Source organism: bacterium (assembly GCA_037128595.1).
Classification (GTDB): domain Bacteria; phylum Verrucomicrobiota; class Kiritimatiellia; order CAIKKV01; family CAITUY01; genus JAABPW01.
Genome location: JBAXWB010000026.1, coordinates 25193 through 38523 on the forward strand (window position 1 = coordinate 25193; position 13331 = coordinate 38523).

At 56.1% G+C, this 13331-nt stretch carries 12 protein-coding genes; 6 read left to right on the plus strand and 6 right to left on the minus strand.

Annotation, left to right across the window (positions count from 1 at the left end):
• Window position 1: 1 nt before the first annotated feature.
• Window positions 2-742 (plus strand): nickel pincer cofactor biosynthesis protein LarB, encoded by a 741-nt coding sequence (gene larB / locus WCS52_14855; protein MEI6168459.1) that lies wholly within the window; start codon window positions 2-4, stop codon window positions 740-742.
• Window positions 739-1965 carry a nickel pincer cofactor biosynthesis protein LarC gene (gene larC / locus WCS52_14860; GenBank protein ID MEI6168460.1) on the plus strand — a complete coding sequence of 409 codons (1227 nt, stop codon included), beginning with the start codon at window positions 739-741 and terminating at the stop codon, window positions 1963-1965. The genes larB and larC overlap by 4 nt, the downstream gene beginning before the upstream one ends.
• A gap of 9 nt (window positions 1966-1974) precedes the next feature.
• On the opposite strand, the gene WCS52_14865 is transcribed toward larC, so the two are convergent.
• Window positions 1975-2829, minus strand: a complete 855-nt coding sequence (locus tag WCS52_14865) for an NAD(+)/NADH kinase (protein MEI6168461.1) — start codon at window positions 2827-2829, stop codon at window positions 1975-1977.
• Window positions 2826-3560 (minus strand): TlyA family RNA methyltransferase, encoded by a 735-nt coding sequence (locus tag WCS52_14870; GenBank protein MEI6168462.1) that lies wholly within the window; start codon window positions 3558-3560, stop codon window positions 2826-2828. The genes WCS52_14865 and WCS52_14870 overlap by 4 nt, the downstream gene beginning before the upstream one ends.
• 131 nt (window positions 3561-3691) lie before the next feature.
• On the opposite strand from WCS52_14870, the gene WCS52_14875 reads away from it, so the two are divergent.
• From WCS52_14875 to WCS52_14890, 4 genes are read left to right on the plus strand one after another with little or no spacing between them, the layout of a single operon-like run.
• Window positions 3692-5194 (plus strand): SPFH domain-containing protein, encoded by a 1503-nt coding sequence (locus tag WCS52_14875; protein MEI6168463.1) that lies wholly within the window; start codon window positions 3692-3694, stop codon window positions 5192-5194.
• The gene (locus WCS52_14880; GenBank protein MEI6168464.1) at window positions 5194-6870 is read left to right on the plus strand and encodes an SPFH domain-containing protein; all 1677 of its coding nucleotides are present in this window, start codon (window positions 5194-5196) and stop codon (window positions 6868-6870) included. Before WCS52_14875 ends, WCS52_14880 begins: the two co-directional genes overlap by 1 nt.
• Before the next feature lie 44 nt (window positions 6871-6914).
• On the plus strand, window positions 6915-9308 hold the full coding sequence (locus tag WCS52_14885; protein MEI6168465.1) for a glycosyltransferase family 39 protein: 2394 nt from the start codon (window positions 6915-6917) through the stop codon (window positions 9306-9308).
• Entirely contained in the window at window positions 9305-10141 is an 837-nt protein-coding gene (locus WCS52_14890; GenBank protein ID MEI6168466.1) for a VTT domain-containing protein, read from the plus strand. The genes WCS52_14885 and WCS52_14890 overlap by 4 nt, the downstream gene beginning before the upstream one ends.
• Here the strand turns inward: WCS52_14890 and WCS52_14895 are convergent.
• From WCS52_14895 to WCS52_14910, 4 genes are read right to left on the minus strand one after another with little or no spacing between them, the layout of a single operon-like run.
• Window positions 10122-11237: an LptF/LptG family permease gene (locus WCS52_14895; protein MEI6168467.1), complete on the minus strand. Its 1116-nt coding sequence runs from the start codon at window positions 11235-11237 to the stop codon at window positions 10122-10124. The genes WCS52_14890 and WCS52_14895 overlap by 20 nt on opposite strands.
• Before the next feature lie 4 nt (window positions 11238-11241).
• The gene (locus WCS52_14900) at window positions 11242-11832 is read right to left on the minus strand and encodes a hypothetical protein (protein MEI6168468.1); all 591 of its coding nucleotides are present in this window, start codon (window positions 11830-11832) and stop codon (window positions 11242-11244) included.
• A complete protein-coding gene (locus tag WCS52_14905; protein MEI6168469.1) occupies window positions 11820-12218 on the minus strand; it encodes a gamma-glutamylcyclotransferase family protein in 399 nt (132 codons plus the stop codon). The genes WCS52_14900 and WCS52_14905 overlap by 13 nt, the downstream gene beginning before the upstream one ends.
• Window positions 12215-13279 carry a serine/threonine-protein kinase gene (locus WCS52_14910; GenBank protein MEI6168470.1) on the minus strand — a complete coding sequence of 355 codons (1065 nt, stop codon included), beginning with the start codon at window positions 13277-13279 and terminating at the stop codon, window positions 12215-12217. The genes WCS52_14905 and WCS52_14910 overlap by 4 nt, the downstream gene beginning before the upstream one ends.
• Window positions 13280-13331 lie beyond the last annotated feature (52 nt).

A 13331-nucleotide genomic window follows, 5' to 3' on the forward strand; every position in this document is an offset into this window, starting at 1 on the left:
CATGACTGTAAAAGACATCTTGAATTCTGTTGCGGAAGGGAAACTGTCGACCGCAAAAGCGCTCCGTCAGATTGAAGGATTGCGCGAAAAAAACATCGGGTGTGCACGGCTGGATATGGACCGCCTCCGTCGCCGCGGATTCCCCGAGGTGATATTCGGACAGGGGAAAACGCCGGAGCAATTGCTGAAAATAGTTTCTGCCCTGGCCGAGGCCGGCCAGAATTGTCTGGCGACACGGGTCTCAAAAGAACAGGTGGCCGTCGTAAAGGCGGAATTCCCGAACCTCCGTTACCATGAAGCGGCCCGGGTGCTGACGTTGGATGTCACGCCGCGTCCACGTCCCAAAGGATGTGTCGTGGTGCTTTCCGCAGGGACCACGGATATCCCGGTTGCGGAGGAAGCCGCCCTGGTGGCTGAAACCATGGGAGCCAAGGTTGAACGCGTCTACGATGTCGGGGTGGCGGGGCTGCACCGCCTGCTCCACCACCTGCCGGTGATGAGAAAGGCGCGCGTGATGATTGTGGTGGCCGGGATGGAAGGCGCGCTCCCTTCGGTGGTTGGCGGCCTCACCAGCTGTCCCATTATTGCGGTTCCCACCAGTATCGGCTATGGCACCAGTATGGGCGGGATCACCGCGTTGCTGGCCATGCTGAACAGTTGTGTTCCGGGAATTACTGTCGTCAACATCGATAATGGATTCGGCGCCGGTGTGGCAGCCGCCATGATTAACAAGGAAAAATGAAACGCGTATTATGGTTCGACAGTGTGGGCGGGGCAAGCGGCGACATGATCCTGTCGACGCTGATTGATCTAGGGGTGCGTCCCTCCGATTTGAATGAGGCCCTGGCCTCGCTGGGAGATTTTCATATCTCCATTGAGGCCCGGCAACACGCCTCGCACGGCATGCATGGCTCTCAAATCACCGTGCATGCCCACGAGCATCACGCGCCCCACTCTCACGGGCATTCCCATCACGCGCCCCACCATGCCCCGCACCGGGGACTCCTTGAAATCCAGGCCATGATCGAGGCGGCCGTCCTGCCGCCGGATGTTAAGAAAAAGAGTATCGCCGTCTTTCAGCGGCTGGCGGAAGCTGAAGCGCGGGTTCATGGAAAAACACCTGAACAAGTTCATTTCCATGAGGTAGGTGCCCTGGATGCCATCGCGGACATCGTCGGCGCTTGTCTCGGATTGCATCTGCTGCAGGTTGACCACGTCGGCTGTTCTCCGTTGCCGCAGGGGTACGGGACCATTACCTGTGCTCATGGCATTTTCCCGAATCCCGCCCCCGGCACCGTCGAACTTCTCAAAGGCTTTGCCGTCACCCATACCGATGAGCCGCATGAACTGGTGACCCCGACCGGTGCGGCCCTGTTGACAACCTGGCGCAATCTGAAGAGCTGGCCGGAAGGCTGGCTGATCAAGGCGGTGGGGCATGGCTTCGGCCAGCGCACCCTTGACCAGCGGCCCAATCTATTGCGAGGCACCTTGTTGGAAGCCCCGCCCGTCAAGGGCACGGACCCGGACCTATGCCTGGTCCTGGAGACCAACGTTGACGATACCACGCCTGAACTGGTGGGCTCCCTGGTCCAGAAGCTTATGTCCGTAGGTGCGTACGATGCGTTTACGTCGGCCATTCAGATGAAGAAGCAGAGGCCCGCCACCCTCTTAACCGTACTTTGCGCCCCCGAACTTAAGCCGGTCATGCTGGATTTGATTTTTACGGAGAGCACGACCTTTGGAGTCCGCGAACATCTGACGCGGCGCACCATGCTTGAGCGGGAGTTTGCAACGGTGACCACCGCCTATGGCCCGATCCAGATTAAGATCGGGCGCTGGCATGGAACCCCCGTAACCGCTTCGCCGGAATATGAGGATTGCGCCAAGGCCGCCGTCACGCATCATGTCCCGGTCAGGGTTGTCTACGAATCTGCACAGACCGAAGGCCGACGCTTGCTGGGGTAACGTCTAACGTCACACGTTTGTGCCCCGCCAGTGCAGTTTCTGGCGCAAGACGGAAAAATAATCATACCCGGGTAAATGGATGAACCGGACGCGATGCGGGCTTTGGCTGACGCGGACGACGTCACCGATTTCAAGTGGCTGCCCAACCTGGCCATCCACGGCCAGCATCGCTGCCACCGCACGCTCGACCACCTTGATTTCAATGGTCGCGTCACAAGGAATGACCAGGGGGCGCGTGCTTAAGGTATGGGGACAAATCAGGGACACGACCACCGCCGGGGCGGTGGGCAGCAGAACCGGCCCCCCCGCCGACAGGGAGTGGCCCGTACTTCCGGTAGGAGTCGAAACAATCAAACCGTCACAGACAAAATCGCCAACATCCTGGCCATCAACCGTCATGCGCAGGGTGCCCACCCGGGCCCCGCAGGTCATAAGCACGTCATTCAGGGCGCGATAGCGACCAATAGACTGGCCCTTGCGACAGAGCGACGCATCCAACATCAACCGCAATGAGGTGGTGTATTGATTCTGAACGAGACACTCCAGCGCCCGCTCAAGTTCATCTTCCGGGACACTCGTCATGAACCCCAATGCCCCGAGGTTGACTCCGATCAGGGGGATGTCGCGGCCATCCAGATCCCGGACGGCGCGCAACATGGAGCCATCACCGCCCAGCACCATCAACGTATCCGCCTGTTGAGCCACATCGAGAGGAGTGGCGGCAGAGGTCACGTCCATCAACTTGGCCGTAGCCGAATCGGGCAACAGTCGCACTCCTAATGTTTCCGCTTTCAGGCGAAGGCGTGCCAGGACCGCCGGAGCTTTTTCTTTTGCACAATTCGCAATGACGCCGAGAATTTTCATAATTTCCTCCACCAGGCCAGAAACTCAATATTCCCGGCCGGACCTCGCAATGGCGACTCGCATAACCCCAGCCATTCCAGCGCCAGACTCTGTGTGCCAAACTGGCGGACCTGCGCGATCACGGATTCATGAACCGCCGGATCCCGCACCACCCCGCCCTTCCCGACATTCTCCCGGCCCGCCTCAAACTGTGGCTTGATCAGTGAGACGATCTGGCCGCCCAGCGCTATCAGTTTTGTAACAGGCGGCAGAATCAGGGTCAAGGAGATGAATGAGACGTCGATCACCGCGAACTGAAAAGGTTCCGGGATATCGCGCTCAGAGAGATAGCGGGCATTGAGCTCTTCCTTCACGATGACCCGCGGGTCATTGCGGAGCCGCCAGTCAAGTTGCCCTTTGCCGACATCCACGGCATAGACGCGCGCCGCCCCATGCTGGAGCAGACAGTCAGTAAAGCCTCCGGTGGAGGCTCCAATATCCGCACAAACCCGGGCCGTTACGTCCAGATGGAACGCCTCAAAAGCCGCATCCAGTTTCCCACCCCCGCGACTGACAAATTTATCGCTGGCCGTTACCTCAACCTGAGCGTCCTCGGCGCAGGGGCGACCGGCTTTATCCGCAACCTGCCCGTTCACGCGCACGGCCCCGGCCAGAATCAGGCGTTGGGCCTTTTCCCGGCTCTCGGCGAGCCCTCGTTCAACAAGCATTATATCCAGCCGCTGTTTTGACATATCATCACCCTTCCAGAGAGTCAGAATGCCCCAGCCTCTTGTCTGAAGGCAAGGTTTTATGAGCAGAACTTGAATTGACGCTTCACATAAAGGCCTCTAAACTCCGCCCAATTGAAAGAATAGAGGTAACTATGATGAGAATGACTGAAAATAGCCCTTCGTTTTCGCTGATGCGTGCCGCATTCGTTCCGATTTTCGCGATGGGCCTTCTGATGGGGGCGGCGATCTTCTATTGGTACTTTTGCCGAATTGAGCCGGACAGCGGCGAAATTGCCATCCTGATTCATAAGACGGGTGAGAATCTGCCCACGGGGCAGATCCTTGCAGAAAATGAAAACCAGAAAGGGATCCAGCTGGACGTCCTTTCGGAGGGGCGCTATTTCCGCAACCCCTATTCCTGGGACTGGCGGATATACAAGATCACGGATATCCCTGCAGGTAAATTAGGCGTACTCACCCGGCTGTACGGAAGCGATCTCCCGCCGAACCAGATCATTGCCGGCCCCGGCCAGAAAGGGATCGTGCGGGACGTCTTAAGCCCCGGCAAATATCGAATCAACCCGTACGCCTACCGGATCGATATTTTTAACGCGATCAAAATCCGCCCGGGGTATGCGGGGGTGGTGAACTCCCTGATCGGGGATGACGTGTTAAGCGTCGCCTCCTCCAACAAGCCGAACGGGTTTCTCGTCAGTAGTTCAATGAAAGGGATTCTTCCGGATATTCTGGATGCCGGGACCTACTACCTCAACCCCTATGTGGTGAGCGTGGCCGAGGTGAACCTGCAAAGCCAGCGTTTCGAGATGAGCGGCGCCGACGTCATCAGTTTCCTGACCATGGATGGGTTTGGGGTAGATGTCGAGGGGACCATTGAGTTCGCGATCATCGGCGAGAAGGCGGCCCTGCTGACCCACCGGGTCGGGGATATGAATGATATCATCAAAAAGATCATTCTGCCGCGTGCCCGCGGGTTCAGCCGCATTGAGGGAAGTAAACATCCCGCAACGACCTTCATTGTCGGAGAAACGCGCCAGCAATTCCAGAAAGACCTGGAACACCATCTTCAGACAACGTGTGAAAGCTGGGGCATCTCGATCAAATCAGTACTGATCCGCAACATCAGCCCCCCCGAGCAGATCTCCAGTATCATCCGTGATCGTGAAGTGGCTGTTCAGGAAAGCCGGAAATATGACCAGGAAATCGGCCAGGCGAAATCAAAGGCCGAACTGGTTAAGCAGGAGATGCTGGCCCAGCAAAGCGGTGAAAAGGTGGTAGCCGACACGACCCGTATCCGCGCTGTCATCGGGGCCCAACAGGGACAAGCCGTTCTTGTCGTCAAAGCCAACCAGGAGTTGGAGGTTGCGAAAATCGACAACGAAGCCGCTGCGGCCCAGGCCCAGGCGATTATGCTCAAGGCCGAGGCCGAAGCCTCCGTGCTGAATATGCAAAATACCGCGGAAGCAAGCGTGATGGCCAGTCAGGTGCAGGCCTTCAGCAATGGATTAAACTTTGCTCGTTATACATTTTATAAAAAGGTTGGCCCCCGGATCGACTCGATCTTGAGTACGGATCAAGGGGATGGGCTTGGTGCCCTCTTCCAGCCCTATCTTCCCACTGTCAAGGAGGTCAAATAATGAAGTCACTCACCCCGATGATTGTCGCTGCACTCGGTATTGTTCTGTTTTTTGTATTCGTATGGGAATGGGGCTTCTGTCGGTTCTATGTCGGCCCGGAGCAAATGGCCGTCATCACCGCCAAGGTGGGCGATGCGTTGCCCCCAGGCGAGATTCTGGCCAAAAAGGGGCAAATGGGTATCCTGGAGGAGGTACTGGGGGAAGGTCGCCATTTCAGGAATCCCTATGAGTATGATCGGATTATTATGCCGGTGATTACGATCATGCCGGGAAAAATCGGGGTCGTTACCGCCAAAGTCGGCGCCGAATTGCCGCAAGGGGAGTTCCTGGCCAATGAAAATCAAAAGGGAATCTGGCGCCGCGTTCTTGGGCCCGGAACCTATCGGCTCAATCCCTATGGGTATGAGATCACAATTGAAGATGCGGTGGTGATCCCCATTGGTTATGTCGGGATTATTACGTCCCTATCCGGTCGTCAGGCCCCGGATGGCGCCTTTGCCGTTTCGGGCGAAAAAGGGGTCCGATCGGATATTCTTCAGCCGGGGTTGTATTATATCAACCCCAAGGAATTCCAAATCAATATTGTCGAAATCGGTGTAAATCAGGTCTCCCTGCTTGGCAAAGAAGGCAGCACCGTTATCACCAAGGGACAAATCGAGGCTCAAAATGCCGCCATGGATGTGTTGCAGGACAAGATGCTTGAGAAGCAGGCCGCCAAGCGCCGGGATTATTATCAACAGGCTGAAGCTCAAGTGGCTCAACGGGCACTTTCGGCAGAGGCGAAGCGCTCCGCCCCCGCTCAGCAGCAACCCGCCGAGGGGATTCATGTCCTCAATGAATATGTCTCATTTCCTTCACGTGACGGCTTTTTGATCAGTCTCGACATGACGGTTGAGTTTGAACTGCTGCCGGAAAACATTGCCTGGCTCTATCGCAGTTATGGTGACCTCCCTGCCGTAATCGACAAAATCATCATGCCTCAAATCCTGTCGATCTCACGGAACAAGGGCTCCGAATACCGGGCGAAAGATTTTATCGTCGGTGAGGGACGCGAAAAATTCCAAATGGATATGACCGAGGCATTGTCCAAAACGCTGAGCGAGAAAAAGATCATTACTCACAACGCGTTGATCCGGCATGTGGAGGTGCCTATGCAGATCCTGGATCCGATTCAAAAGGCCAGCGTGGCTATGGAGCAGGATCTAACAAATAAGGAACGGCAAAATACCGCTAAAAAACAGGGTGAATTGAATACGGAAATGTCACTGATTGATCAACGTCGTGCCCAGGTGGCTCAGGAGACGCAGAAGTTAAAGGCGGAAATTGCCGCCGATCAGGATAAGCAGGTTGCCGAGATTCAGGCGGAAACACTCCGGTTGATGTCGCAGATCGACAAGGAGACCGCTGGCTTCCGCGCCAGCAAGGTCCGTACGCTTGGCAAAGCGGCGGCTGACTCCATGCAAGTCGTTGAAGCCCAGCGTGCCCGCGGGTCCCAGATGAAGACCTTGGCGTTCGGGGATCCCGTGGCCTTCACGATGTGGGAATTCGCCGGATCACTGAAACCGGACTTGCGCATCAACATCCTGCATGCCGGACCCGGAACATTATGGACCGACCTTCAAAAGGCCTCCATGGGTGACCTCGGTGGCGCCACCTTAATGAATAAACAGAAATAAGCCATGCCATCACACCCCCAGGTCTCGCCTGGGGGGCTTTTGCTATGACCGTTCCGACTAAACATCATTACGCCCCTACGCTTCTGGCCGCGGCCCTCCTGCTGGCCGTGGCGGTGGCCATCTATCCGTTTGACTACGCTCTATCGGATTCAATCCGTGCGTTTTCACGGTCAGTAGGCAAAACCCATATCTTCCAGGAAGTGCTGAACCTGTTCCGTCCTTTCGGGAAGGGAGATGTCATTCTGGTAGTCGTCGCCGGACTGGGGATATGTGGTGCACGGAAACGGGCGACCCATATCATCCTTGCCCTCCTGATCATGTCGGTGCTTATCTGGCCGTTTAAATTGGGTGTGGGTCGTGAGCGGCCCGGCTTCAGGAACACGCATTCCTTCCCGAGTGGTGATGCGGCCACTGCGGCGGCATTTTGCATGCCGCTTGTCACCGCGTCCCCCTGGGGGGCGCCAATTGCGATCATCCTGAATGCCGGAGTCGGAACCGGTCGGGTGTATGACGGGCGTCATTATCCCAGCGATGTGCTGGCGGGCATGGCGTTCGGCATCATTGCCAGCAGCCTGGCAGGGGGCATGCTTCGCCGCTGGCCGTGGAAACCCCGCCGCCGTTGGTTCCTGATTATAGGCGGACTCATTCTGCTGTTTTCCGTTGTCAATCTGTCCTGGGCGCGGGCCACCCCATTCGTGCTGGATTTCCTCCGTGTCTGGGGGCCGCTCGGAGGCTTTCTGATGTTGGCCCGGTACGTCCCTATCTGGTTTCGCAACCAAAAAGAGATGTGGTATTCCGGACGAGGATTCCTGCTTCTCGGTTGCCTGGTTTTCACCGTTTATCTTTCGCTCACGACTGCCTCTTCCCTCTGGGATCGTGACGAACCGCGCTTCTCTCGGGCAACCGTGGAAATGGTGGAGTCGGGAAACTATCTTTACCCGACGTTTAATGCTCAGCTCCGTCCGGATAAGCCCATCCTGATATATTGGCTCATGTCCATTCCGGTGCGGGTCCTGGGCGTTTCCGAACTGTCCTGCCGCATGGTGGCGCCGGTGGCCACCCTGCTGACGGCCCTTCTGACGTACTGGCTGGCCTGCCGTCTTTTTGACCGGAAGATCGCCTTCTGGGCGGGGCTGATCCTGATGCTCACCCCATTGATGACGGTCAGTGGCACCGCGGCCACCACGGATGCGCTATTGCTTCTCTGTATCACGGGTTCCCTCACGGCGTTCATGCTCTCCTGGCTCAAGGGTTTCCGGTTGTGGCATCTGGTGCTCCTCAGCCTTGCGCTGGGTGGGGCTATGCTGACCAAAGGTCCGGTCGGGCTTGTCATTCCCCTGCTGGTCATTGCCGCCGTCCTGATTTTCGCCGGGGGCGGAGCCCTGAAGGCATGGCGTTATGCCGGCTGGCTGGTGTTGGCGGTCATAACCTCAACCCTGCTTTTCCTTGCATGGGGACTTCCCGCAAATGCGGCGACCCAGGGCGAGTTCCTGAGACTCGGCATAGGGAAGCATGTAGTGAACCGTTCTTTGACTGCCATGGAAAGCCATGGGGGAAAATCCTTCGCCTTTTATTTCTATTACCTCCCCGTCGTGGTGCTGACATTTTTCCCCTGGATCCTTTATCTCCCACGGATTTTCGACCGCCTGGGCTCCTCTCCGGAGCAAGGCCATAGCCGACGCCGGGTTCTTTTTTGCTGGGCGGGGCCGGTCATCATCCTCATGAGTGTGGTGGCGACTAAACTTCCTCACTATATTCTTCCCGCCTGGCCGGCGCTGGCCATGGCCGCCGCATGGGGCCTCGCCCAGGCAGCCCGGACAGGGCGACAGGGAAATGGTTCTGTCGCCGCCAGAATAGGACTCGGCCTTTTCCTGACGATAGGCTCCATCCTGGGCCTGGGTTTGATGGTCGCCCCCTGGGTCCTGGCCAACATTCCTCTATTTGGCGTTCGGGTCCCCGCCACGATACTGGGGGGAGTCTTTTTAGCCATGACCGCCCTGGCCTGGCATTATTACCGGAGCGCCTTGCATGACCGCGTGGCAGGGATTCTCGGGGCGGGTATGCTCGTGATCCTGGCTTCCGCCAGTTTCTTCCTGCTGCCCGCCATCGAGCGATTAAAACTGTCGCCCAAAATAGCGGATGTCATTCAACATAACAGTGCCGCCTCGATGCCGGTCGCCACCTGCGGCTATGGTGAACCCAGCCTAAACTTTTACCTGGGCCGCGGCCCGATTACGCCCATTGAAGGCCCTGATCTCGCCCGATGGGCCGGAGCATCAGGCAAAGGCATTTTAGTAGTGACCGAGTCCCGGCTTTTTCCCAATATTGAGGCCTTTCGCTCGGCCCGAATCCAAACGCTGGATATCATTTCCGGCTTTAACTACTCTCAAGGGAAGCAAGTTCGAATTCACATCCTTTACAGGAATGACCAGCCATGAGCGAGGAACCAGGCGATCGGAATACTGACTTACCAGATATTGAGGGTAATACCCTGACCTCAGCGCCCGGCGCGGCAACTCCGGTTCCTGCCCCCCACGAGCCACTTCCCCCCGATGATGAGCCAGATCCCATTCCCGTCGAGTTGGAGATCGAAGCGGCGGAATCGGCAGGGAAATCCGAAAAGAAGATCCTCGTGATGGCGCTCGTGGTCATTGCCTGTATCGCGTTAATACATTTTACGCCGTTAAAGGCCCTTACCAGTGATGTCGCCTGGAAAGCGCATATCCACCAATTGGGGATCTGGGCCTCGTCCATCTACTTTGTCGTCAGTGTGATTTTAATCGCCATTGGCATCCCCCGCATGTTCCTGTGTTGGCTTGCCGGCGTTCTTTTCGGATTCACTACAGGGGTGATCATCGGCCAATTTTCGGCACTATTCGGATCTTATGCCACCTTCGTGTTTTCTCGTTGGGGTGGCCGGGAGTGGGTTCGGAAACGTATTGAAAATAGTCAGCGGCTCCGCGCCATGCTCAAGAAGCCATCGACCTTTACCATTTTCCTGGTGCGTCAATTGCCGATTGCCGGGATCGTTCCCAATCTGATTCTCGGGCTCACCCCCGTCAAGCACCGCTATTTCCTGCTGGGTTCATTTCTCGGGTACCTGCCAAGCTCCATTATGGTGGCCATTATCGGCAGTAGCTTCGGGAAAGGCTTTGACAAAGAAACCCTCCAGCACTCGGTCGCGCAGATTACCGCCGCCATGCTGGGGCTTGGAGCCATGTCACTGATTGTGTGGTACCTGAGGAAACGGATTATTTCAACCGCCAGGTAAGAATCCCGCCGATCGTGAGAAAGACGATATTGGGTAGCCACCCGGCCAGCCAGGGAGCGATAATTTCCTGCTTCCCGAGAATGAGTCCGAACTGGACCAGGAAGTAGAATCCGAACAAGGCGGACAATCCGAAAACCACACTGCGCATCGCCGGTTGGCGCGCTCCGCCCGCCGTTGCGGGAAGCCCTAGCAACAGCAGGACCAGACAGGACCAGGGCATGGCTACCCGTCCATGAATATCTGTCAGACGCGAGGCGACCCACTTGGCGGAAACATTGGGCCGGTTCTGTATAATACGGATCATTTCCAAAGTAGAGAGATAGTCAGAGTCTTTCATCTCATTTACGAAATCTTCCGGTCGTTCCGAATAATCGGGCATTTCCAGCGGTCGGTCCAACATGGCGGAAGGCGGCCCGAGAGGATCGCCCTTTTCGTCAAATTCCTTTTTCTGGACCCCGTAAAACCACCATGTGCCATCAAGCCACTCGGCCCGCTCCGCGGTGATTTCCGATTCAACCGTTCCATTGATCCGTTGTTGCGAGACCTTGACCCCGGTCAAAGGGCTCGGGGCCCGCTGATCAAAAGATTTGATCAACCATTGCCGTCGCGAGGGCCCGGTATGATAGACATAATCCCTGACAATAAAAGCAGAGTCCGGGGAGCGTTTGAGCACCTGTTTGGTATATTCCGCAATCCAGCGGGTGGCCACCGGTCCGACGGTTTCCTGAATGACGGCCCCGAAAAGGCTGGCACAAAGCCCCACCCCCATGAGCGGAAGCATCAAGCGCCGCACACTCACCCCGCTGGCGCTCATGGCCGTCAGTTCATTGTGGCGGGCAAACTGGGTCATGGTGTAGAGGGTGGCCAACAACAGGGAAATGGGAAGCACCACGACGATGAAGGGATTATGCCCATTCACTTTGAACAGGAAGAGTCCATAATAGATCAGAATATCGGTGATCGGTGCCTTGGCGTCCAGAAAGTCCGAGAATCGATCGAACAGATCAAGGACAACATACAGCAGACTGAAGGCCACGGAACAGTACCCGAAGGGGATCAGGTACTGCTTCAGCATATATTTATCAATTATCTTCACGCGATTATGTCTCCCAACGGTCGGACCAGGCCAATGCGCGACGCAGGACGACTTCCTCGGTTTTAACCCGGCCCCTGACTTTTTCAAGCCGGGTATCATAAGCGGCCATCACACGTTTGGCGTCCTGCCCCATTTCGGCTCCAGAAAATAATTCCCCATGCATGCCCCGGAAATCGAGGTGAAACTGGACCCCTCCTTCCGTGATGGAACCGCCTAAATCCTGATTGGTGAGAAGCAACCGGTTGGCGCTTTCCTCGTTGCGTCCGCATTGATCCAGATACCAGGTGGGAGACAAGGTCAAGGTATCAATCCGGAGAAACCGGAGAATGCGTTTTTCCGCCTCAAACAGCTCGCCGATGTCTTCAAGGGGAACGGAGAAAGCCCGGAGAATAATAATCGTACCCAGAAAATGCAGATACGCGGGAGAAAACCCCTCCGTCTCCTTCGGGGAATATAGCCCCAGCTTAATCTGGATATTCCGCAGGTAATGGGGCGAACGCCCCAGTCGCCGGCATAACTGGGAGAACGTCAGGCGCTCTGCATGAGATTCACTGCAGGGGCCTTCAAGGAGATCAAGACCTGTTACTTCCGGCACGATGCCAACGCTTTCTTTAAATGGGTTTCCCGGAAATGATCTTCATCCCACTCCGTACCGGTTAACAGCGATTTCCGGGTCAGCTTTAAACAGTAGGCGTCGGCGTCCAACCACTCCCCGCCCTCCCCTTCGATCGAAACCTCTTCCCTCGTGAAACGTTTCCCCTGATAGGCATCCAGCCGGGCTAAGGACTCCTCATCCACATCCAGATAGACCACCCCATCGACCACTCTGTCAGGGAAAGGGATCATGGCCGATTGTCCTTCATCCTTGATCAAAAACTGGGCGTATCCATGCAATTGTCCGAATTTAGCCGGATAGGATTGACCGGTCAAGGCCTTGACCAAGTCCCTGAACATCAATGGTCCTGAGACAAATAGATTCATGAGATCAACGGCCTGATCACTTGTTCGAAAGCGGCGTAGAATTCAGCGGGGGTGTTATATCGGGCATTCATATCACGTGACAGCCCCCACTGGATCACCTGCGCCACCTCCGCCGGGAGAGATTCAATACCAACCGGGTCCTGGTCATACATATGTTTCAACCGGGCGGTCTCGGGAAAGGCGCGTCGTCCTGTCAGCAACTCGCACACAACCGCAGCCAAAGAAAACACATCCGTTCTTGCATCCACGGGCAGGCCATGCAACTGCTCCGGACTCAAATAGCCCGGCGAGCCTTCGATATAATCGCTCTGATCCTGTCCACGCGACATCTTGATCGCCAACCCGAAATCCAAAAGCTTGAGCGACATCTGTTGATTAATCATGATGTTTTCAGGCTTGATATCACGATGTAACACACCCTGTTCATGAGCATACGTCAGTGCCCCGGTGCACGAATGGGTGATATCCAAAACCGTATGGAGCGAAAGAGCCCCCATCTGCTCAATAATCTCGCGCAACGTCTGCCCATCAACATACTCCATGACAATAAACAGTTGCCCCTTCTCGCTTTCGATATTGTGAAGGCGGACAATATGCTCGTGCGACAACTTCATCGTGACGGCGGCTTCCGCCTTGATCTGGTTTAGCGCCTCCTGATTCTGTGACGAGGCGGGCTTTAACAGCTTGATCGCTACATCCATTTTCAACATCTTGTCCAGGGCCTTGAAAACGGTGCCAAATCCCCCTTCATGGATGACTTTGATGATCTCATAGCGAGTGCTGGAAAAGGGCAAACTGTTCAGGGCTTTATTTTTGTCCTTTTTTGGGGGGAACAGCTTCAGATTCTTTTGTTGCGGAACAAGGGGCGCGCCCACCCCCTTTGCCGCAGTTTTCGGAACAATTCGGGTCTGCGGTTTGGGTACAATCCGGGTCATCGAGACGGGCCCGGGCTTGGGCGTAACTTGACGGGAAGAAAGCGACACGATCCGGAATGCCGGTTTTGTCTTATTTAGAGCCGTTGCCCCCGGCACACCTTTCAATTTTATAGGAATATCAGTCATTCAGAAGTCTTTCCAAAACAAGGGGCGATCATACAGGCAAAAACAGGAAAAG

Coding starts and splice junctions, on each gene's coding strand:
- WCS52_14870 (MEI6168462.1), bottom strand. CDS start 3,560: ATGTCAAAACAGCGGCTGGATATAATGCTTGTTGAACGAGGGCTCGCC.
- WCS52_14910 (MEI6168470.1), bottom strand. CDS start 13,279: ATGACTGATATTCCTATAAAATTGAAAGGTGTGCCGGGGGCAACGGCT.
- WCS52_14885 (MEI6168465.1), top strand. CDS start 6,915: ATGACCGTTCCGACTAAACATCATTACGCCCCTACGCTTCTGGCCGCG.
- WCS52_14880 (MEI6168464.1), top strand. CDS start 5,194: ATGAAGTCACTCACCCCGATGATTGTCGCTGCACTCGGTATTGTTCTG.
- WCS52_14905 (MEI6168469.1), bottom strand. CDS start 12,218: ATGAATCTATTTGTCTCAGGACCATTGATGTTCAGGGACTTGGTCAAG.
- WCS52_14865 (MEI6168461.1), bottom strand. CDS start 2,829: ATGAAAATTCTCGGCGTCATTGCGAATTGTGCAAAAGAAAAAGCTCCG.
- larB (MEI6168459.1), top strand. CDS start 2: ATGACTGTAAAAGACATCTTGAATTCTGTTGCGGAAGGGAAACTGTCG.
- larC (MEI6168460.1), top strand. CDS start 739: ATGAAACGCGTATTATGGTTCGACAGTGTGGGCGGGGCAAGCGGCGAC.
- WCS52_14875 (MEI6168463.1), top strand. CDS start 3,692: ATGATGAGAATGACTGAAAATAGCCCTTCGTTTTCGCTGATGCGTGCC.
- WCS52_14890 (MEI6168466.1), top strand. CDS start 9,305: ATGAGCGAGGAACCAGGCGATCGGAATACTGACTTACCAGATATTGAG.